General features: G+C 40.1%; 17 protein-coding genes, 1 tRNA gene and 4 pseudogenes. 10 read left to right on the top strand and 12 right to left on the bottom strand.

The window, feature by feature from the left end:
- Positions 1-66: 66 nt before the first annotated feature.
- The 3 genes from AYS37_RS00745 to rpsT form a co-directional block, all read right to left on the bottom strand.
- Complete coding sequence (locus AYS37_RS00745) at positions 67-867, bottom strand: outer membrane protein (protein WP_000755248.1); 801 nt, start codon at positions 865-867, stop codon at positions 67-69.
- A 381-nt stretch (positions 868-1,248) separates the two neighbouring features.
- A complete protein-coding gene (gene prfA, locus AYS37_RS00735) occupies positions 1,249-2,307 on the bottom strand; it encodes a peptide chain release factor 1 (RefSeq protein WP_000025094.1) in 1,059 nt (352 codons plus the stop codon).
- Between the two features lie 123 nt (positions 2,308-2,430).
- A complete protein-coding gene (gene rpsT / locus AYS37_RS00730) occupies positions 2,431-2,700 on the bottom strand; it encodes a 30S ribosomal protein S20 (RefSeq protein WP_001273612.1) in 270 nt (89 codons plus the stop codon).
- Positions 2,701-2,789: 89 nt separating this feature from the next.
- Here rpsT and glmM point away from each other — a divergent pair, with 89 nt between their 5' ends.
- The 10 genes from glmM to AYS37_RS00680 all read left to right on the top strand — a co-directional run bounded on the left by glmM (position 2,790) and on the right by AYS37_RS00680 (position 10,872).
- Entirely contained in the window at positions 2,790-4,127 is a 1,338-nt protein-coding gene (gene glmM, locus AYS37_RS00725) for a phosphoglucosamine mutase (protein WP_000688440.1), read from the top strand.
- Complete coding sequence (lspA, locus tag AYS37_RS00720; protein WP_000921402.1) at positions 4,121-4,594, top strand: signal peptidase II; 474 nt, start codon at positions 4,121-4,123, stop codon at positions 4,592-4,594. The genes glmM and lspA overlap by 7 nt, the downstream gene beginning before the upstream one ends.
- Positions 4,595-4,611: 17 nt before the next feature.
- A tRNA-Val gene (locus AYS37_RS00715) sits at positions 4,612-4,687 on the top strand.
- A 248-nt stretch (positions 4,688-4,935) separates the two neighbouring features.
- On the top strand, positions 4,936-5,652 hold the full coding sequence (gene ureA / locus AYS37_RS00710; RefSeq protein ID WP_000779233.1) for an urease subunit alpha: 717 nt from the start codon (positions 4,936-4,938) through the stop codon (positions 5,650-5,652).
- A 3-nt stretch (positions 5,653-5,655) separates the two neighbouring features.
- On the top strand, positions 5,656-7,365 hold the full coding sequence (ureB, locus tag AYS37_RS00705) for an urease subunit beta (protein WP_000724295.1): 1,710 nt from the start codon (positions 5,656-5,658) through the stop codon (positions 7,363-7,365).
- A 192-nt stretch (positions 7,366-7,557) separates the two neighbouring features.
- Positions 7,558-8,145, top strand: coding sequence for an acid-activated urea channel protein UreI (ureI, locus tag AYS37_RS00700; RefSeq protein WP_000901248.1), 588 nt, complete (start codon positions 7,558-7,560; stop codon positions 8,143-8,145).
- Between the two features lies 1 nt (position 8,146).
- Complete coding sequence (ureE, locus tag AYS37_RS00695) at positions 8,147-8,659, top strand: urease accessory protein UreE (protein ID WP_000583026.1); 513 nt, start codon at positions 8,147-8,149, stop codon at positions 8,657-8,659.
- 23 nt (positions 8,660-8,682) lie between these two features.
- Positions 8,683-9,447, top strand: coding sequence for an urease accessory protein UreF (locus tag AYS37_RS00690; protein WP_000357419.1), 765 nt, complete (start codon positions 8,683-8,685; stop codon positions 9,445-9,447).
- A 28-nt stretch (positions 9,448-9,475) separates the two neighbouring features.
- Positions 9,476-10,075: an urease accessory protein UreG gene (gene ureG / locus AYS37_RS00685; protein ID WP_000238761.1), complete on the top strand. Its 600-nt coding sequence runs from the start codon at positions 9,476-9,478 to the stop codon at positions 10,073-10,075.
- Positions 10,075-10,872: an urease accessory protein UreD gene (locus AYS37_RS00680; RefSeq protein WP_001099431.1), complete on the top strand. Its 798-nt coding sequence runs from the start codon at positions 10,075-10,077 to the stop codon at positions 10,870-10,872. The genes ureG and AYS37_RS00680 overlap by 1 nt, the downstream gene beginning before the upstream one ends.
- 109 nt (positions 10,873-10,981) lie before the next feature.
- On the opposite strand, the pseudogene AYS37_RS00675 reads toward AYS37_RS00680, so the two are convergent.
- The 9 genes and pseudogenes from AYS37_RS00675 to AYS37_RS00630 all read right to left on the bottom strand — a co-directional run bounded on the left by AYS37_RS00675 (position 10,982) and on the right by AYS37_RS00630 (position 20,571).
- Positions 10,982-13,410, bottom strand: a pseudogene (locus AYS37_RS00675) (FtsK/SpoIIIE domain-containing protein).
- Positions 13,403-13,751, bottom strand: a pseudogene (locus AYS37_RS00665) (hypothetical protein). Before AYS37_RS00665 ends, AYS37_RS00675 begins: the two co-directional pseudogenes overlap by 8 nt.
- 1 nt (position 13,752) lies before the next feature.
- Positions 13,753-14,178 carry an SMI1/KNR4 family protein gene (locus AYS37_RS00660; RefSeq protein ID WP_000375113.1) on the bottom strand — a complete coding sequence of 142 codons (426 nt, stop codon included), beginning with the start codon at positions 14,176-14,178 and terminating at the stop codon, positions 13,753-13,755.
- Positions 14,148-15,619: pseudogene (locus tag AYS37_RS00655) on the bottom strand (HNH endonuclease). Before AYS37_RS00655 ends, AYS37_RS00660 begins: the two are co-directional and overlap by 31 nt.
- A gap of 10 nt (positions 15,620-15,629) precedes the next feature.
- On the bottom strand, positions 15,630-15,890 hold the full coding sequence (locus AYS37_RS00650; RefSeq protein ID WP_000092098.1) for a hypothetical protein: 261 nt from the start codon (positions 15,888-15,890) through the stop codon (positions 15,630-15,632).
- 15 nt (positions 15,891-15,905) lie between these two features.
- The gene (locus AYS37_RS00645; protein WP_001874441.1) at positions 15,906-16,475 is read right to left on the bottom strand and encodes a hypothetical protein; all 570 of its coding nucleotides are present in this window, start codon (positions 16,473-16,475) and stop codon (positions 15,906-15,908) included.
- Positions 16,472-18,898 carry a hypothetical protein gene (locus tag AYS37_RS00640; RefSeq protein ID WP_000247983.1) on the bottom strand — a complete coding sequence of 809 codons (2,427 nt, stop codon included), beginning with the start codon at positions 18,896-18,898 and terminating at the stop codon, positions 16,472-16,474. The genes AYS37_RS00645 and AYS37_RS00640 overlap by 4 nt, the downstream gene beginning before the upstream one ends.
- A 10-nt stretch (positions 18,899-18,908) precedes the next feature.
- Positions 18,909-19,790 (bottom strand): annotated as a pseudogene (locus tag AYS37_RS08695) (coiled-coil domain-containing protein).
- A gap of 1 nt (position 19,791) precedes the next feature.
- Positions 19,792-20,571 (bottom strand): M protein, encoded by a 780-nt coding sequence (locus tag AYS37_RS00630; RefSeq protein WP_029699391.1) that lies wholly within the window; start codon positions 20,569-20,571, stop codon positions 19,792-19,794.
- Between the last annotated feature and the right edge of the window lie 174 nt (positions 20,572-20,745).

Here is a 20,745-nt window from a genome sequence, read left to right as displayed (position 1 = left end):
AAAAGGTTCTGTTTCAAGCGTTTCTTTAGTTTTTAAAAAACCCTCTGCTGGAAAGAAGAGAAAGGCTTAGAAGTTGATCATGTAGTTGAAATAGATAGAGAAGTTCCTTTTATAGAACACATCTACCGATCCATCTACACCCCTTTCTTTATAGAATTGGTTGGTAAATAAAGGCAATTTAAAGCCCACTTCAATCCCGCTGTGTTTAGAGAAATTGCTCCTAAAGCCAAATTCCACAGGCATTTGGAAGTAGCTTGTGTTCATGCTCGCTGAACAACCGGCGGTGTTGTTGCAAATTTGCATTTGAGATTTCAAGTAGCTCTCTCCTTGCACGATGAACGAATCCCCTCCTAATCCAAAGCCTAAGAACAACCCTGCTGTGTTATAGCCCTCTTTGCTTTCATAGAAGTTATAGAGCGCATCAAAGCCCACGCCATAAGTGAAGTTATTCACTTGAGATGCGCCATCCATGATTCCAAGCTTACTGCCTACAAAGCTTAAATTCGCATGGTTATAGCTGTAGTATCCATAAGTCCTAAAGCCAAAGCGTTTGGTTTTACCAAAGAACCACTTATACCCTGCCATCGCATTTACCCCATACATTTGCCCGTAATTATTGGTGTTAATCACTCTTGGATTGACTTTAGTATCCGGTTTAGAAGCACTCTGCGTTTGGGGGGCTGGAGCTGGTTGATTGTTGCTAAACATTGAAGTGTCTATCGGGGTGTTATTGTTAGCGCCTGGGGTGCGGGTGGTGTTTTGGTTTTCTAAATTAGAATATTGAAACCCTCCCCCTAAAAACGCACCGCTTTTTTCTGCCATGGACACACTAATGGCTAACGCCATACCCAAAAAAACTTTTTTCATTTAAAACTCCTTAATGTGAGAAATCCTAAGAATTTCTTTTTTCATTGTATTCATGCATGGTGGAAAAAATAGGGAGCTATCAAAATTTGAGAGTTGTCCTCATGCATTCGCTTCTACAGAATATAATCCGCTTTTACAAATATTAAGCTTTGGAGTTATACTACAAAAAAGTGAATTTTTTGTTAAGAATGGGTTAAATAAAACTTTATTTTTAAAAGTTCATATATATAATTTAAAATTATATTTAACTAGATTTTATGGAAGCTCTTACGCTGTTTTGGGGCGAAAATTTAAAAAAGCATGCTAGGGTTTTTGGTGGTAGTGGGTGGTTTAAAAAAGGCTTGGGTGTTTTATCGTTTTTGGGCGTATCGTGTAAAAATCTTATTCAAACTGGCTTTGGGCGTGGGCGATTAAAGGGTTAATCACTTCATCTAAATTCCCTGAAAGCATGATTTCTTCTAAACTATACAGAGTTAAATTGATTCGGTGTTCGCTCAAGCGGTTTTGCGGGTAATTATAAGTGCGGATCCTTTCGCTCCTGTCCCCACTACCCACTTGCTCCTTTCGGTCTTTGGCGTTAGCGAGTTGTTGCTCTTCAATTTGTTTTTCATAAAGGCGCGCTTTTAAGATTTTTAGGGCTTTATCCTTGTTTTTATGCTGGGATTTTTCATCTTGCATGCTCACGCTGATATTAGTGGGAAGGTGCGTGATGCGCACCGCAGAGTCTGTGGTATTGACGCATTGCCCCCCATGCCCGCCAGCGCGAAACACTTCAATCTTTAAATCGCTAGGGTTGATAGAAACTTCCACATCATCCACTTCAGGCATGATCGCTACTGTGATAGCGGAAGTGTGGATGCGCCCTTGAGATTCTGTTTCAGGGACTCTTTGGACTCGATGCGTGCCTGCTTCAAATTTGAGCCTTGAATACACGCCCTTACCCTTAATTAAAGCGATGATTTCTTTATAGCCCCCTACGCTGTTTTCGCTAGAGCTCACTATCTCTACTTTCCATTTTTTCAAATCCGCATAACGGCAATACGCCTTAAACAAATCCCCTACAAAAATGCCCGCTTCATCGCCCCCCGTGCCGGCTCTTAATTCTAAATAAATGTTTTTATCGTCGTTAGGATCTTTGGGGATAAGGAGTTGCTTAATGGCAGTTTCTAGATCGCTTTTTTGGATTTCTAAAATTTTTAACTCTTCTTTAGCCAGTTCGCTCAATTCCTTGTCTTCTAAAAGTTCTTTATTTTCCTTGATATTCTCTAAAACGCTCAAATACTCTTTACTCGCTATGGAGATTGCTTCAATGGAGCTTTGCTCTTTGCTCAATTCGGTGAGTTTTTTAATATCGCTGATCACTTCAGCACTAGAAAGCAACGCTGTGAGTTCGTCGTATCGTTTGAGAATGGAAGAAAGCTTTTCAGCTAGAATAGACATGCGAGACTACCTATAAAAAGATGTGAATAAAAGATGCAACAATCTAAAAAACGCAAAACTTAAAAAGAAGCCCAATAATAAAAACCCGTTATTGAGCTTAAAGAAGTCAAAAACGCCCCAAAACTAAGCGAGAGCGATTTTTTTCACTGAAGCGTTAAGCCTTGAAACTTTCCTAGAAGCGGTGTTTTTCTTTAAAATCCCTTTGCTGACAAATTTATGCAACTCTTTATTAGCGATTTTCAAACGCTCTTGAGCTTTTGTTACATCATTGATAGCGACCGCTTCACGCACGGCTTTAATGATATTCTTAATTTTAGTTTTATAGAACCTGTTGCGTTCGGTTCTTTTAATGGTCTGTCTGATTCGCTTTTCTGCGGACTTATGATTTGCCATAGCCTTGTTTTAATCCCTTTGTAATGTAAAATTTGGCATAATTCTATCTAAAAATTGATTAAAAATAGTTTAAAAGGTATTTTATAACGATGAAAATTTTTGGGACTGATGGCGTGAGGGGTAAAGCAGGGGTGAAACTCACCCCCATGTTTGTGATGCGTTTAGGCATTGCTGCGGGGTTGTATTTTAAAAAACATTCTCAAACGAATAAAATTTTAATTGGTAAAGACACCAGAAAAAGCGGCTACATGGTAGAAAACGCTTTAGTGAGCGCTCTCACTTCCATAGGCTATAACGTGATTCAAATAGGGCCTATGCCTACCCCTGCGATTGCGTTTTTAACCGAAGACATGCGCTGTGATGCGGGCATTATGATAAGCGCGAGCCACAACCCTTTTGAAGATAATGGTATCAAGTTTTTCAATTCTTATGGTTATAAGCTTAAAGAAGAAGAAGAAAGAGCGATTGAAGAAATCTTTCATGATGAAGGATTACTGCACTCTAGCTATAAAGTGGGCGAGAGCGTCGGTAGCGCTAAAAGGATAGACGATGTCATAGGGCGCTATATCGTGCATTTAAAGCACTCTTTCCCCAAACATTTGAATTTACAGAGTTTAAGGATCGTGCTAGATACCGCTAATGGCGCGGCTTATAAGGTGGCTCCGGTCGTTTTTAGCGAGCTTGGGGCTGATGTGTTAGTGATTAATGATGAGCCTAATGGGTGTAATATTAATGAGCAATGCGGGGCTTTACACCCCAACCAATTGAGCCAGGAAGTGAAAAAATACCGCGCGGATCTGGGCTTTGCTTTTGATGGCGATGCTGACAGGCTAGTGGTGGTGGATAATTTAGGGAATATCGTGCATGGGGATAAGCTTTTAGGGGTGTTAGGGGTTTATCAAAAATCTAAAAACGCCCTTTCTTCTCAAGCAATTGTCGCTACGAGCATGAGCAATTTAGCCCTTAAAGAATATTTAAAATCCCAAGATTTAGAATTGAAGCATTGCGCGATTGGGGATAAGTTTGTGAGCGAATGCATGCAATTGAATAAAGCCAATTTTGGAGGCGAGCAAAGCGGGCATATCATTTTTAGCGATTACGCTAAAACAGGCGATGGCTTGGTGTGCGCTTTGCAAGTGAGCGCGTTAGTGTTAGAAAGCAAGCAAGTAAGCTCTGTTGCACTAAACCCCTTTGAATTATACCCCCAAAGCCTAGTGAATTTGAATATCCAAAAAAAGCCTCCTTTAGAAAGCCTGAAAGGTTATAGCGCTCTTTTAAAAGAATTAGACCAACTAGAGATCCGCCATTTGATCCGCTATAGCGGCACTGAAAACAAATTACGCATTCTCTTAGAAGCTAAAGATGAAAAACTTTTAGAATCCAAAATGCAAGAATTAAAAGAGTTTTTTGAAGGGCATTTGTGCTAAAAACCACCCAAAAAAGCCTGTTGGTTTTTATAGGGGTTTTTTTTCTTATTTTTGGCGCGGATCAAGCGATTAAATACGCTATTTTAGAGGGGTTTCGCTATGAAAGTTTGATGATAGATATTGTTTTGGTGTTCAATAAAGGCGTGGCGTTTTCCTTGCTCAGTTTTTTAGAGGGGGGTTTGAAATACTTGCAAATCCTTTTGATTTTAGGGCTTTTTATCTTTTTAATGCGCCAAAAGGAGCTTTTTAAAAGCCATGCCATAGAGTTTGGCATGGTGTTTGGCGCTGGGGTTTCTAATGTTTTAGACCGGTTTGTGCATGGGGGCGTGGTGGATTATGTGTATTATCATTATGGCTTTGATTTTGCCATTTTTAATTTCGCTGATGTCATGATAGATGTGGGCGTGGGCGTTTTATTGTTAAGACAATTCTTTTTTAAGCAAAAACAAAACAAAATTAAGGCATAATTGCCCTTTTTAATAAAGGTCGCGTAGCTCAGTTGGTAGAGCACTACCTTGACATGGTAGTGGCCGCTGGTTCAAGTCCAGTCGTGGCCACCATTATCACTCCAATTTTAATTCTCATTTTTTTGCGAGTTTTTGATCTTTATAAATTCTAAAGGGGTATTAAATGCACTCCCAATAACGCTTTTATAGCACTTCAAAAACATAACACTAATTCATTTTAAATAATAATTAGTTAATGAACGCTTCTGTTAATCTTAGTAAATCAAAACATTGCTACAATTACTCCAACCTTGATTGCGTTATGTCTTCAAGGAAAAACACTTTAAGAATAGGAGAATGAGATGAAACTCACCCCAAAAGAGTTAGATAAGTTGATGCTCCACTACGCTGGAGAATTAGCTAGGAAACGCAAAGAAAAAGGCATTAAGCTTAACTATGTAGAAGCAGTAGCTTTGATTAGTGCCCATATTATGGAAGAGGCGAGAGCTGGTAAAAAGACTGCGGCTGAATTGATGCAAGAAGGGCGCACTCTTTTAAAACCGGATGATGTGATGGATGGCGTGGCAAGCATGATCCATGAAGTGGGTATTGAAGCGATGTTTCCTGATGGGACTAAACTCGTAACCGTGCATACCCCTATTGAGGCCAATGGTAAATTAGTTCCTGGTGAGTTGTTCTTAAAAAATGAAGACATCACTATCAACGAAGGCAAAAAAGCCGTTAGCGTGAAAGTTAAAAATGTGGGCGACAGACCCGTTCAAATCGGTTCACACTTCCATTTCTTTGAAGTGAATAGATGCTTAGATTTTGACAGAGAAAAAACTTTCGGTAAACGCTTAGACATTGCGAGCGGGACAGCGGTAAGGTTTGAGCCTGGCGAAGAAAAATCCGTAGAGTTGATTGACATTGGCGGTAACAGAAGAATCTTTGGATTTAACGCGTTGGTTGATAGGCAAGCAGACAACGAAAGCAAAAAAATTGCTTTACACAGAGCTAAAGAGCGTGGTTTTCATGGCGCTAAAAGCGATGACAACTATGTAAAAACAATTAAGGAGTAAGAAATGAAAAAGATTAGCAGAAAAGAATATGTTTCTATGTATGGCCCTACTACAGGCGATAAAGTGAGATTGGGCGATACAGACTTGATCGCTGAAGTAGAACATGACTACACCATTTATGGCGAAGAGCTTAAATTCGGCGGCGGTAAAACCCTAAGAGAAGGCATGAGCCAATCTAACAACCCCAGCAAAGAAGAACTGGATTTAATCATCACTAACGCTTTAATCGTAGATTACACCGGTATTTATAAAGCGGATATTGGTATTAAAGATGGCAAAATCGCTGGCATTGGTAAAGGCGGTAACAAAGACATGCAAGATGGTGTTAAAAACAATCTTAGCGTGGGTCCTGCTACTGAAGCCTTAGCCGGTGAAGGCTTGATCGTAACGGCTGGTGGTATTGACACACACATCCACTTCATTTCACCCCAACAAATCCCTACAGCTTTTGCAAGCGGTGTAACAACTATGATTGGTGGCGGAACTGGTCCTGCTGATGGCACTAACGCAACCACTATCACTCCAGGTAGAAGAAATTTAAAATGGATGCTCAGAGCGGCTGAAGAATATTCTATGAACTTGGGTTTCTTGGCTAAAGGTAACGCTTCTAACGATGCAAGCTTAGCCGATCAAATTGAAGCCGGTGCGATTGGCTTTAAAATCCACGAAGACTGGGGTACCACTCCTTCTGCAATCAATCATGCGTTAGATGTTGCGGACAAATACGATGTGCAAGTCGCTATCCACACAGACACTTTGAATGAAGCCGGTTGTGTAGAAGACACTATGGCAGCTATTGCTGGGCGCACTATGCACACTTTCCACACTGAAGGCGCTGGCGGCGGACACGCTCCTGATATTATTAAAGTGGCCGGCGAACACAACATTCTACCCGCTTCCACTAACCCCACTATCCCTTTCACTGTGAATACAGAAGCCGAACACATGGACATGCTTATGGTGTGCCACCACTTGGATAAAAGCATTAAAGAAGATGTTCAGTTCGCTGATTCAAGGATCCGCCCTCAAACCATTGCGGCTGAAGACACTTTGCATGACATGGGGATTTTCTCCATCACCAGTTCTGACTCTCAAGCTATGGGTCGTGTGGGTGAAGTTATCACCAGAACTTGGCAAACAGCTGACAAAAACAAAAAAGAATTTGGCCGTTTGAAAGAAGAAAAAGGCGATAACGACAACTTCAGGATCAAACGCTACTTGTCTAAATACACCATTAACCCAGCGATCGCTCATGGGATTAGCGAGTATGTAGGTTCTGTAGAAGTGGGCAAAGTGGCTGACTTGGTATTGTGGAGTCCAGCATTCTTTGGCGTGAAACCCAACATGATCATCAAAGGCGGGTTCATTGCATTAAGTCAAATGGGTGATGCGAACGCTTCTATCCCTACCCCACAACCGGTTTATTACAGAGAAATGTTCGCTCATCATGGTAAAGCTAAATACGATGCAAATATCACTTTTGTGTCTCAAGCGGCTTATGACAAAGGCATTAAAGAAGAATTAGGGCTTGAAAGACAAGTGTTGCCGGTAAAAAATTGCAGAAACATCACTAAAAAAGACATGCAATTCAACGACACTACCGCTCACATTGAAGTCAATCCTGAAACTTACCATGTGTTCGTGGATGGCAAAGAAGTAACTTCTAAACCAGCCAATAAAGTGAGCTTGGCGCAACTCTTTAGCATTTTCTAGGATTTTTTAGGAGCGATGCTCCTTAAATCCTTAGTTTTTAGCTCTCTGATTTTTTGTTTATCAAAAAATTGGGGGCTTTTTTTGTTTTTATTTTTTGTCAATTTACTATTTTTCTTTATGATTAGCTCAAGCAACAAAAGTTATTCGTAAGGTGCGTTTGTTGTAAAAATTTTTGTTTGGAAGGAAAAGGCAATGCTAGGACTTGTATTGTTATATGTTGGGATTGTTTTAATCAGCAATGGGATTTGCGGGTTAACCAAAGTCGATCCTAAAAGCACTGCGGTGATGAACTTTTTTGTGGGCGGACTTTCCATTATTTGTAATATAGTTGTCATCACTTATTCCGCTCTCCACCCTACAGCCCCTGTAGAAGGTGCAGAAGATATTGCTCAAGTATCGCACCATTTGACTAGTTTCTATGGGCCAGCGACTGGGTTATTGTTTGGTTTTACCTACTTGTATGCGGCTATCAACCACACTTTTGGTTTGGATTGGAGGCCGTATTCTTGGTATAGCTTATTCGTAGCGATCAACACTGTTCCTGCTGCGATTTTATCCCACTATAGCGATATGCTTGATGACCACAAAGTGTTAGGCATCACTGAGGGCGATTGGTGGGCGATCATTTGGTTGGCTTGGGGTGTTTTGTGGCTTACCGCTTTCATTGAAAACATCTTGAAAATCCCTTTAGGGAAATTCACTCCATGGCTTGCTATCATTGAGGGTATTTTAACCGCTTGGATCCCTGCTTGGTTACTCTTTATCCAACACTGGGTGTGAGATGATCATAGAGCGTTTAATAGGCAATCTAAGGGATTTAAACCCCTTGGATTTCAATGTGGATCATGTGGATTTGGAATGGTTTGAAACGAGGAAAAAAATCGCTCGCTTTAAAACCAGGCAAGGCAAAGACATAGCCATACGCCTTAAAGACGCTCCCAAGTTGGGTCTCTCTCAAGGGGATATTTTATTTAAAGAAGAGAAGGAAATTATCGCCGTTAATATCTTGGATTCTGAAGTCATTCACATCCAAGCCAAGAGCGTGGCAGAAGTAGCGAAAATATGCTACGAAATAGGGAACCGCCATGCGGCTTTATACTATGGCGAGTCTCAATTTGAATTTAAAACACCATTTGAAAAGCCCACGCTAGCGTTATTAGAAAAGCTAGGGGTTCAAAATCGTGTTTTAAGTTCAAAACTGGATTCCAAAGAGCGCTTAACCGTGAGCATGCCCCATAGTGAGCCTAATTTTAAGGTTTCACTAGCGAGCGATTTTAAAGTGGTCGTAAAATAGAAAAGAAATAGAAAAATAACAGAATGGATAAAGGAAAGAGCGTGAAAAGCACTAAAAAAGGCGTGGGTATGCCCCCAAAAACCCCAAAGACAGACAACAATGCTCATGTGGATAATGAATTTCTGATCTTGCAAGTCAATGATGCGGTGTTCCCTATTGGATCTTACACGCATTCTTTTGGGCTAGAAACTTACATCCAGCAAAAAAAAGTTACCAATAAAGAAAGCGCTTTAGAATATCTAAAAGCCAATCTTTCTAGCCAGTTCCTTTACACGGAAATGCTGAGTTTGAAACTCACCTATGAAAGCGCCCTCCAACAGGATTTAGAAAAAATCTTAGGGATTGAAGAAATCATCATGCTATCCACAAGCCCCATGGAATTACGATTAGCCAATCAAAAGCTAGGCAATCGTTTCATTAAAACCTTACAAGCCATGAACGAATTAGACATGGGCACATTTTTTAACGCTTACACTCAAAAAACCAAAGATCCAACCCATGCCACTAGCTATGGCGTTTTTGCAGCGAGTTTGAATATGGAGTTGAAAAAGGCTTTAAGGCATTATCTTTATGCGCAAACTTCTAACATGGTGATCAACTGCGTTAAAAGCGTCCCCTTATCCCAAAACGATGGGCAAAAAATCTTGTTGAGCTTGCAAAGCCCTTTTAACCAGCTCATAGAAAAAACCCTAGAACTAGACGAAAGCCACTTGTGCGCGGCAAGCGTTCAAAACGACATTAAGGCGATGCAGCATGAGAGTTTATACTCGCGCCTTTATATGTCTTGAATTTTAATCTCAAATTGAAAGGAATTTTATGGTAAAAATTGGAGTTTGTGGTCCTGTAGGAAGCGGTAAAACCGCCTTGATTGAAGCTTTAACGCGCCACATGTCAAAGGATTATGACATGGCGGTCATCACTAATGATATTTACACGAAAGAAGACGCAGAGTTTATGTGTAAAAATTCGGTGATGCCACGAGAGAGGATCATTGGCGTAGAAACAGGAGGCTGTCCGCACACGGCTATTAGAGAAGACGCTTCTATGAATTTAGAAGCCGTAGAAGAAATGCATGGCCGTTTCCCTAATCTGGAATTGCTTTTGATTGAAAGCGGAGGCGATAACCTTTCAGCGACTTTCAACCCAGAGCTAGCGGACTTTACGATCTTTGTGATTGATGTGGCTGAGGGCGATAAAATTCCCCGAAAGGGCGGGCCAGGAATCACGCGCTCAGACTTGCTTGTCATCAATAAGATTGATTTAGCCCCCTATGTGGGAGCGGACTTGAAAGTCATGGAAAGGGATTCTAAAAAAATGCGTGGCGAAAAGCCCTTTATTTTTACGAATATCCGCGCTAAAGAAGGTTTAGACGATGTGATCGCTTGGATCAAGCACAACGCTTTATTGGAAGATTGATGAACACTTACGCTCAAGAATCCAAGCTCAGGTTAAAAACCAAAATAGGGGCTGACGGGCGGTGCGTGATTGAAGATAATTTTTTCACGCCCCCCTTTAAGCTCATGGCACCCTTTTACCCTAAAGACGATTTAGCTGAAATCATGCTTTTAGCGGTAAGCCCTGGCTTAATGAAAGGCGATGCGCAAGATGTGCAATTGAGTATCGGTCAAAATTGCAAGCTAAGGATCACTTCGCAATCCTTTGAAAAAATCCATAACACTGAAGACGGGTTTGCCAGCAGAGACATGTGCATTGTTGTGGGGGAAAACGCTTTTTTAGATTTTGCGCCTTTCCCGTTAATCCCCTTTGAAAACGCGCATTTTAAGGGCAACACCACGATTTCTTTGTGCTCTAGCTCTCAATTGCTCTATAGTGAAATCATTGTCGCCGGGCGAGTGGCGTGCAATGAGTTGTTTAAATTCAACCGCTTGCACACCAAAATCTCTATTTTACAAGATGAGAAACCCATCTATTATGACAACACGATTTTAGATCCCAAAACCACCGACATGAATAACATGTGCATGTTTGATGGCTATACGCATTATTTGAATTTGGTGCTTGTCAATTGCCCCATAGAGCTCTCTAGTGTGCGAGAATGCATTGAAGAAAGCGAAGGGGTGGATGGGGCCGTGAGTGAAATCGCTAGTTCTCATTTATGCCTGAAAGCTTTGGCGAAAGGCTCAGAACCCTTGTTGCATTTAAGAGAAAAAATCGCTCGCCTGGTTACGCAAACCACCACACAAAAGGTTTGAAAGCACTTTAAAAAGATTAAATCCCTTTAGTCTTTTTAACCCCCCTCTTTTTTAACTCTCTTTTTTTAACTCTCTTTTTTTAACTCTCTTTTTTTAACCCCCCCTTTTTTTAATCTTGTAAGCTGAAGGGCCTAAACTCAGTGCGGCTGTCTTTAGAAAGCTCTATCAATAGCGCATTGAGTCTGCTTGGTGAAGATAAACCGCTTTGGAGAGCGTTCAAGTTTTCCCCATTGCACCTAAAGGCTAGGCATTGCTTGAAGTGGTGGTTTAACAAATCTTTTAACTTGTCAAAATGGTAATTAGTTTTAATTTGCCTAAAGTCATGTGCAAAAATGACGCAATACTGCTCGTTGTCTATGGCTTTTTCTAAAAACGATTTTAACTTTTCCGCCCCTACTTTGTCGTGCAATTCTTTCGCTTCGTTGAGATTGTCTATCACAAGCGCGCTGTTAGGATTCATAGCGGTGTCTAAAACGCTCCCTAGAGGGCCTTGCATGGGCGTGATGTGGTGTTTTTTCAATTCATCAAGTTCTCTCACAAGGCGTTTTTCGGCGTTGTAGAAGAGCAACTCTTTGTTGGCAGTCTTGAAATTTTGAGCGAAAAGCTTCATTAAAGCGATGCGAGCGTTTAAATCTTGGCTCACCACCAACAAATGCGATTCGTTGTTTTCAAACTCCACTATCAAGTCCTTTTGCTCATAATCCGCTTCTTTGCCCAGATGCAAACGCATTTCATTAGTCTTAAGGATATTAGGCATTTCTAAAGGCTTCTCGCCATTATAGATTTTATGCTCTATGGGGGTGAGATTTCTTTGGTTAAATTCTTCATGGATTTTTTTGATAAACGCTGTGAAATCATCAGGGGCTTTAGGGATACTCATCTTGGTGTGGTATTTTTGATGCCCTCCGTTGTTGTTGAAAATGCCTTCTGGCCTGACAAGCTCACAAGCTACATCATCGTCCAAAATTTTAGCGCTGTCGTCTGCATCCATAGGCAAAGCGATGCGGTTGGCGATTTGAGTCTTAATGCTTGAATCAATTTCACCGCCGCGCATGGTTTGAGTGGCTAAAACCAAATGCACCCCATAGCTACGGCCCTTTTTAAGCAGAGCGTTTAAATACCACTCCACCTCACCTTTTCTTTTTTTATCGCTAAAAAGCACCTGAAATTCATCAACCACTACGATCAGTCTGGGCATTTCGCCATGTTTTCGGTAATTGCTCAAATCTTTCACATTAAACTGCTTGAACAGCTCGGCTCTTTCTTGCATTTCTTTACAAAGCCAGCTTAAAAAACTCATGCCATAACCTACCGAACTCGCCACGCTCACCAACCTCGCATGCTCTAAAACCGGATCTGTGTATGCGTTAAATTCCACCCCCTCTTTATAGTCTAATAAAAAGAGTTGGACTTCATTGGGCGCGTAGTAGAAAGCTAAATTTTGGATCAACACATGCAAGAAATTGGATTTCCCGCTCCCGCTGTGGTCGCAAATGAGCGTGTGGTTTTGCGCTCCACCGATCTCAAAACGCACCTCTTTGTGGTTAATATCCCACCCCACCGGCACAACCACCTCATGCTGAGAGCTTTTAGTCCAAAATTCTTTGTCTCTTTGTAAGTCCTTCAACTCCCTTTTAACTTCTTTTTTTTGCTTGTAATACGCTTTGATTTTATCAGCGAAGTCTTTCATGTGCTGGGATTGGATACCATGATCATTGATGACTTCCACGTTAAGATATTTAAAGCGTTCAAAACTTGTCGTATCCCTAAAAAACTCCGCATGTTTTTTCAGATCTTCTGCGGATTGATTGTTTTTTTCGCTCTCCAAATTGACAAAGCTCAAAACCCCATTTTTAGAGCCAAAACGCATGATTTTTTTTCTAGATAATAAAGCGCGTCTTTACTCAAAGCACCCACCCCGCTTAAAAAAAAGCGCTTTTAAAGGCAAGCGGTCTTCTTTTTCTTCATTATAATGCGCAAAATCTCTAAAACCGGCCAATTTTTCTTGCAAATTAACCTTTAAATATTCATACAAATGCTTTAGGGCTTCTTCTATTTCCTTGCTTTCGGTCAAAATCCTTTGCTGGTAAATAAAATCATTGTCTTTATCTAAAAGCCTTCTGGCCAGATTGAAAATGCCCCCAAGCTCAACGCATCAACCAAGACGACCTCTAATTGCACTAAAGGCACGCTGGAGAGTAAGCGCATGAGCATTTCTCTCAAAAACTGCCCGTCTTTTTCATGCTCTATATACAAGCTTTTAGGGGGGAAAGGATAAACTTTAGGCAATAAAAATTCCATGTTAGCGCCATTTTTGCCTTTAATTTCCAACAAACCACAGCTTAAAAATTTAGGGTAAGTGGTCGTTTCATTGAACTTTGGCGCGTCTGTGAATTGCGTTTGAATTTGCCTGATACTCTTTTGATAGTCCTCTATTTGTGAGACGATCGGCTTGAGAAAACTCTCTGGCTCTTTTTTAGCAACAACTTTATCTAAGGCGTCGTCCAGTTCTTTTAATAAATTACCCGCATCAATCATTTTTATCCTTAAGATATTCATCATAGCGCCTCTTAGCTTCTCTTTCATGCTCTTTTGCTTCACGCATAAGCCTATCGATCTCGCTTTGTGAATGGAAACTCATATGAATTTGTTTCTCCAAATACTTGGCTTCTTCAATTTGCTCGTTGATTTTTCTCATTTCGTATTGAGTTTCCTGCTCTAAATTTTCTAAATCATGCGCGATTTTTAGCATCTCCTCTAGCGCTTCACTTTTGAGTTTCTGCCCCAAAATCATCTTGCATGGCCTCTTCTACGAAATAGTCGCAAATCCTTTTTAACTCATTGGTGCAACCCTCCAAAAAAACTTTATGAGAAAACATTTTAACCCCTTGATTCCAGTTTTTTTAAAAACATATTAAGATTTAATAGCGCTTTTTTTGAGCCATTATCGGTGTCTAAAAACAGCACCACATCAGTGGTGGTATTCCAAAGATAATACCCCCCATACCCGTCATTAGCAAAAACGATTTCTTCAGGCTCTAACCATTCTTTTAAGCTCTGCATGAAATCAATGAACAAACCCTTGCCCTCTAAGTTGAAATTCAAAACATGTTTGAACATGTAAGACTCATTGCCCACCATGAAATAACGCAATTGGCTAAAACCATAATTTGATCGTTTGATGAAGTCCTTAAATGCATCGCTAAAGCCTATTTTCAACCGCTCTTCTAACCCGTTCAACGCATTTTTATTGAGCGGCTCTACAAATTCCCAATTCAATTCTGTTTCTGTAGAAATTCTGTCCATAGTGAATATCCTTTCGTGTGTTTCACGCCTAATAATAACTCTTCTCTCACCAGCACTAAATTCCCTAAAACATTCGCGTCGAAATGCCATAAATAACCCCTAGGAATGAATCCTTTTGCGATCTATTCCAACTCTGCCGCATCAAAGCCCAAATCGTTGTCTTTTTAAGCGTAGCTTGTAAAGCCTTTAGGGCATGATGAGCGCATGCGGTTTTACTCCAATCTTCTAAAGGCACAATGGCGCTAAAAACGCTATCAAATTCCGCCAAACGCCACTCATTAAAGCGGACTTCTTCCGGATAGGGGTTTTGCTCATCCACAATAAAGCCCTCTTTACGGCTTTCTAAAAACTCCCTATACTCCAACGCTTTTTGCGTATAATCTTCATTGCGTTCTAAAACGGGGTCGATTTTTTGACTCAAACTTTCTGTAGCGCGCTCTAACTCTGTTTCCAAGCTATCAAAAGCTTCATTCACAGCGTTTGAATCGTTGGGGGTTTCTTTGATTTTTTCTGCAAAATCTTCTAAAGCTTTCTTACAATTTTTAACGCAACGATTTTTGGCTAAAGTCAAGCTTTCGTTATAAGAAAGCACGCTTAAAACGCTTGGCATCAAATCCTCTAAACTCTTTTCAAATTCTCGCTCTTTAGAGCTTGCCATGCGATCCAGTTCATCGTTAGGGTTTTCATCATAAAAAGATGTGCCCGTCAAATCCAATTCTCGCTCTTTAGAAGTTGTGGCGCGATCCCTATAAGAAAAAGCGCTGATTTTATCTTTCAGATCAGCGTATAAAGAAAAGCTAAAATCTTCCCTCAAATCCTTCAAGCGCTCATCAAAAACGCTTTTTTTAGGGGTATAAGCAATCTTAGGGCTTTCAAAATCGCGCTCCTTTAAACTTTCTGGGGGCGCAATATTGTATTCATTATCTATCGCCGCGCTCGCATAGTTCAAGCGCCTGATAAATTCCTGGTGCTTATCAGTATAAAAATGCAACCTCTTTTTAACGCTCTCCCAAGCTCCCTCTACAAGTTCCACGCTCGCTTTGGCTTGAATGGAGTAGATTTCAAGCATTTGTTTTAATAACCTTACATTGTGTTCCCATTTTTCTATATTGTCTTCCATAAGGTTTAAGCCCTTTTCACAAAGTTCAGCGCATAATTTAACAGGAGGGATAACCGACCCTACCGCATTACAAAAACTTCTCCCAATCTCCCCAAGAACTCCCCAAAAACCACTTCGCTCCTTTCTGGCTTTTTTTAATTCTCCTATGGCTTTTTCCAATCGCATTTCAATTTTGTTGCGTTCTACTAGGATTTTTAGTGCGTAACTATCAAGATTTGTGATAAATTGAAGACACTTTTCTTCTTGCAAGGTTTTTTTAAATTCCCTGCATTCATCAACAACCTTTTTGACTTCTTCTGTGTCCGTTTTCCATTCAGCCATAAACAACCCCTTAATAATCTTGCTCTAAAACCCTAATCCTCTCTTTAAGCCATGCGATTTGCTCTTGCGCGGCTTCATCAAATTCGTTGAAAGTGCTTCTCAAGTTGTCTAACACCTCGCTAAATCTGTCTCTTCTAGCGTCTTGCCATGAATCCAAGTTATGGAAATGGCTGCTCAAGCTGTTCACTTCCTCGTTTAGTAACTCTTTAAAGCGTTCTAAATGCCCTACAAATTCCCTGACCTCTTCAGTATCCATTTGCACTCTGCTCATCGGTTGTCCTTTCTTTTAAAAATTTTCTTCATTAGAATCAGGCTTTTTATCGCCGCTGATTCTAATGCTCCCACCCCCATAGCTAGGGGGTGTTGTGGGGCGAACCTCTAGCGTTTCGCCTCTTTCTCTTTTGTATTTTTCTTGCTGGCTTTGGTGGTATGTTTTCATGCTGTCTATCACGATTGTTTTGTGGATGCTCCCTAAATCAGCGTTGGTGAGCAATTTTTTAGCGCCATTACCCAAGCTGTTAGAATACCTGTCTTCTATCTTAAGAGACAAATTCAAGCCCTTAAAATTCTCTAAAGCCTCCACTAACGCTACCACAAGCTTCCTGTCCCAAATGGAATTTTTCAAATCCTTACACAAGGAAAAAACTTCGCTTGAAAACTGGTAGTCATACAAAAACAAAAGGTCTAAATTTTCTAAAAATTCCAGATTGCAACGCTCTTTAAAACTTCTCAAAAAGCCCTCTTTTAAAGGCGCAAAGCCTTCAGTGATAGGGATTAGCCTCTTGTCTTGGGTGTGTTTAAACACCATAATGCTTTTTTCAATCACGACAAACGCATAAGCGTTCTTAGTCATCATAATTTTTCTACCTCGCTTTCATAGATTAGTTGGTCATCTTTAAACAGCCCCACTTTAATGCTTTGGGAATCCACGCAACACACCTTCACATCCACTTCTTCAATCTCTTCTAGCGCTATGGAAATCATTTGCGTATCTTTAATGTCCAAAGTGTTGGTGTTGGCTAGGGCTTTGTCGCTGTAGCGTATCTCTAACTCATCAAAGCCTCCCCATTCCTCTTTAGTTTGGAAAATCTGGTATTCATTAGGCTTTAAAGAATCCCTATGGATTTTAGTGTGGAATTTCCCTTCTCTCTCAATACCCAAATCGTATTTAAACACAGGATTGGAGCTTATAGAGGGCATTTCAATCCCTTTAGCCTTGTCCCTACTTTCTAAAAGCCCAAAAGCCACCCCGGTTTTGCAAGTGGCTTTCACATAAGCGGGCGTGTTAGAGATGTCTTCTCCTGTAAGCTCTAAAATCTGTTTGTCTGATTTTTCTGTGCCTAGCGGTTCATAAAGAATGAATGTGAAATCATCTTTAGAAGTCTTTTGCTTGTAATCTTTGAGCTGCTTTTCTTTGGCGTTTTCAAACGCTTGTTTGACTAGCACCGAACGGCTCGCATTCCCGCCTAAGAAAACATGAAACGCCCGACACTGATCATCAATGTTTTCAGCCATCACTTTAGAAAATCCGGCAAAGAAGTTGGCAACGCCGTCATCTATCTTGTCTTTTAAGAGGCTTAAAATCTCTTTGCAATCAACTTTAAGATCGCATTCTGTTTCTACCCCATTCCTATCAAACAGCTGAGCTTTAAAATCCTTTTCAAAACCCTCTATGCTAAACTCTTCATTTTCTTCTATCGCTTCTATAATATCAGCGTCTAAATTTTCTAAAAAAGGGTGTAATTGAGAAGCGATCGCTTGCAAGTTCAAGCGCGCTTCCCTGGAATTTTGCATAAACGATCCAAAGCGTTGCGTATCGATCCTGTCATAGTTGGGTTTAGCGATGACAATGTCTTTTGATTTCAGCTCTTGGAAATTTTTGGCATACGCTTCAAAAGCCAACAATTCCAATAAATTTTCACCGCCTAAATACTTATCCCCTCCGCTGCTAAAATGCGTCATTTTGTAAAAGAATTTGGGGTTAGCGCTTTTTTCCCATTTGCCAAAGTCAAAATCCGTCGTCCCGCCCCCAAAATCAAACACCCCGTAATAAACCGGTTTGTCTAACTTCTCTGATTTAAAAAACCCGTAGCTTTTTAAAGCGCTAATGGCATACGCACAAGGCTCGCTCGCTCTCAATTCCACTTTGAAAGTTTTAGCCGTTTTTTCATCGTCAAAAACATGCCTGGGTAAGGATTTTTTCAAGCCTCTTTCAAAACTCTCTCTGATTTTTTCAGCCTGATGCTTTTCATACTTGATAGGATAGGATAAAAAGTATTTCAAAAACACGCCATTTTGCATGTTGTTGATGCAGCGACCAATATAGTAAGCATAGATTTCTATGGGGTTAAAATCCGTGCAATGAGCGAAGCTTTCTAAAGAAAAATCCCCAAATAAATCCCTAAAATTCCGTTTTTCATCCGCTCCAGCCCATTGCTTCAATTGAGAAAAAAACCGATACAAATCATTACCTTGAGTGTTTGAAAGATTCTTTTGGGCTTCATGCGCCACTTTTATATCGTTCTTTTCTGTGAAAGGGCGGTGATCTAAAGCGTTGTAATCTTTAAGAAACTTTTCTTTATCTCTGAACTCCACTATCGTGGGGTTTTCATACTTTTCCAAACTCTCTATATCTACATCCCCACCAATAGAGAGCAAGCGGTATATTCCGTTATTATCCATATAGCTTGCAGTCGTGCTTTTAGTCCCAAAGTCAATAGCGACAACGCCCTTGTTTAAGTCTTTCAAGCTTGAGCGGGCATAGAAGTTCTCTTCTTTTCCGTCAGAGTTTTTGGGTAAATTATCAAATCTAAAGGTTACGCTTTCTTTAGACAAGCTAGGCACCTCTAAATCCCAATGCCCTCCGTCCAAATCAAGCAATTGGCTTTGGCTATAGCTCTTAAGGCCTACCGCTATATTATCCACCTCGAGCATCAATTTTTTAAATTCTTCAAAATCCACATACACATCGCTATAAGAAACGATCTCTAAGGTTTTTTCTATTTTCTCATTAGTGATCTTTTTATCTTGCGCTAAATCCTCTATGAATTTTTGATTTTCATCAGAAAGATACCTTAAAGAAGTCTCATTATTGACGATCGCATGAAGCACCCGCAGCGCTTGTTTGAATTTGATTTTGTCTTCGTCTGACACTTCTTCTTTGAAATTGACTTTACTTTTTTCATTGAATGCGGCTTTATTGTTTAAAGACAGCTTGCACAGCTCCTCTACTAAGGGGTGGCCAAGAGACAGTCTTAAACTTTGTAAGGGGTTTACCATGATATTTCCTTTATTGTGGTTTTTGTGGTTGCAATGTGAAGAGTTGCTCGTTCAAGCCGTAAGCCCTCTCTTTGAGAGCGATGTTCTCTTCTCCTAATTTTCGGTTTTGGCGTTTTAAATCCTGGTTTGCGTTCGCTAAACGACTGTTGTGTAAGTCCAACTCGCTTTTGTCTGTGGCTTCTAAACTCTTCAAGCACGCGATTTCTCGCTCCAATTCTGTTTTTTCTTCGGCTATGTTTTCTTTAGCTTGCAACAATTGATCGTTAGAGTTTTCTAAATTTTTTTGAGCGCTTTCTAACTTTTTGAGTTTGTCGGCTAGGTATTGGTTGTCTTTTTCTAAATTAGCGCATAATTCTTTTAAAAACCCATGCGTATCTTGCAATTGCGCTCGCTCTTGTTTGAGGCTGCCCTGCTCGTTATTGAGCGCGATAAATTGGTGGTTGAGCTTGTCGTTTTCGGTTTTCAGTTCGGTGTTTGCTTTAGTTAGATTTTCTTTATCTTTTGATAATTCGGCTTTTTCATTAGTCAGATTTTCTTTATCTGTGGTTAGAGCTTTATTTTTCAATCAGTTCGGTGTTTGCTTTAGTTAGATTTTCTTTATCTTTTGATAATTCGGCTTTTTCTTTAGTCAGCTTTTCTTTAGCTTGCCATAATTGATCGTTAGGGTTTTCTAACCCACTGATTTTTACAGCTAAGTTTTTGTTTTCTTTAGATAATTTGTCGTTTTTGTTTCCTAGATCAGTGTTTGCTTTAGTTAGCTTTTCTTTTGTTGTGAATAGATTGTCGTTTTTTGCCTTAATTGATTGTTGGCGTCTTTTAACCCACTGATGCGAGCTTCTAATTCTTCCCTCACTTGATAGAAGCCAAAGTATTTTTCAATGAATGTTCCCACTTTATGATCCAATATCCACGATAGTATAATATGGTGGTGTTTTTTTGTCGTATGTATAACCGATTAAGACCACTCTTTGCATCTTTTGAGAAGTGTTTTGCTCTGGGTATAGGCTTTTGCATGTAGAGTCATAAGCGCTTGGCTCTTTCAAACGCTCAAATTTCTTATCCTTAACATATTCAAAAAGCAAATCAAACAATTCAGCTAATTTTTCGCCTTTATCGCTCTTCTTATCGCTTAATTCTTGGCTCGCTTTGTCATAAAGGCTTTCTAAATAGTATTTACTATCGCTAAGAACGTATGCGATCAAATCCATTGCGCTATGAGTTGTTGCTACAAAATTAAAATTCAAGCACCCTTTGACTTCCAAAAAGACTTCATAGAGTTTTTCTAACTTTTTGTATGGAGCGTGTTTTCGCTCTAACTTGTCTTTTTCTTTTGATAACTCGGTGATCTTGTTAGTTAGCTCGGCTTTTTCATTTTCTAAAACTTGCTGAGATTGTTCTAACTCTTTCACTTGCTTTTGTGATGCATTAAGCTGATTGTTTAGATTTTCTCTTTCTGTAGATAGAGCTTTATTTTTTTCAGTCAGCTCGGTATTTTGACTAGCTAGCTTATCTTTTTCTCTAGCTAGATCATTTCTTTCTCTATTTAGTTCGGTGTTTGCTTCTTTTAGTTTGGTGTTTTCTTCTTGGACTTTTTTAAGCGCTTCCTCTCTTCCTTGAGCGTCTTTTGAGTTTTCTTGGGTGTCGTTAGAGGATTTTCTAAAAAAGAAGCCTATGAAACGAGAGATCTTTATAAGGGGTTCAAGGTCTTCTAATTTGCCTTCTAGTTTTTTAAAGCGATCTGCAAGATCTTCAACAGATTTTAAAGGCTCTTCATTATTGGGGGGGTGGAAGCAGTCGTTCTTGAAATATTCGTATTTTCTGTATTCGTGTTTTCTACAATATGAGCA

The organism is Helicobacter pylori NQ4053 (assembly GCF_000274605.1).
Classification (GTDB): domain Bacteria; phylum Campylobacterota; class Campylobacteria; order Campylobacterales; family Helicobacteraceae; genus Helicobacter; species Helicobacter pylori_CV.
Note: the sequence above shows the minus strand (reverse complement) of the source record. Positions and strands in the feature narration are given on the sequence as shown.

Coding starts and splice junctions, on each gene's coding strand:
- AYS37_RS00745 (WP_000755248.1), bottom strand. CDS start 867: ATGAAAAAAGTTTTTTTGGGTATGGCGTTAGCCATTAGTGTGTCCATG.
- prfA (WP_000025094.1), bottom strand. CDS start 2,307: ATGTCTATTCTAGCTGAAAAGCTTTCTTCCATTCTCAAACGATACGAC.
- rpsT (WP_001273612.1), bottom strand. CDS start 2,700: ATGGCAAATCATAAGTCCGCAGAAAAGCGAATCAGACAGACCATTAAA.
- glmM (WP_000688440.1), top strand. CDS start 2,790: ATGAAAATTTTTGGGACTGATGGCGTGAGGGGTAAAGCAGGGGTGAAA.
- ureA (WP_000779233.1), top strand. CDS start 4,936: ATGAAACTCACCCCAAAAGAGTTAGATAAGTTGATGCTCCACTACGCT.
- ureB (WP_000724295.1), top strand. CDS start 5,656: ATGAAAAAGATTAGCAGAAAAGAATATGTTTCTATGTATGGCCCTACT.
- ureI (WP_000901248.1), top strand. CDS start 7,558: ATGCTAGGACTTGTATTGTTATATGTTGGGATTGTTTTAATCAGCAAT.
- ureE (WP_000583026.1), top strand. CDS start 8,147: ATGATCATAGAGCGTTTAATAGGCAATCTAAGGGATTTAAACCCCTTG.
- AYS37_RS00690 (WP_000357419.1), top strand. CDS start 8,683: ATGGATAAAGGAAAGAGCGTGAAAAGCACTAAAAAAGGCGTGGGTATG.
- ureG (WP_000238761.1), top strand. CDS start 9,476: ATGGTAAAAATTGGAGTTTGTGGTCCTGTAGGAAGCGGTAAAACCGCC.
- AYS37_RS00680 (WP_001099431.1), top strand. CDS start 10,075: ATGAACACTTACGCTCAAGAATCCAAGCTCAGGTTAAAAACCAAAATA.
- AYS37_RS00660 (WP_000375113.1), bottom strand. CDS start 14,178: ATGGACAGAATTTCTACAGAAACAGAATTGAATTGGGAATTTGTAGAG.
- AYS37_RS00650 (WP_000092098.1), bottom strand. CDS start 15,890: ATGAGCAGAGTGCAAATGGATACTGAAGAGGTCAGGGAATTTGTAGGG.
- AYS37_RS00645 (WP_001874441.1), bottom strand. CDS start 16,475: ATGATGACTAAGAACGCTTATGCGTTTGTCGTGATTGAAAAAAGCATT.
- AYS37_RS00640 (WP_000247983.1), bottom strand. CDS start 18,898: ATGGTAAACCCCTTACAAAGTTTAAGACTGTCTCTTGGCCACCCCTTA.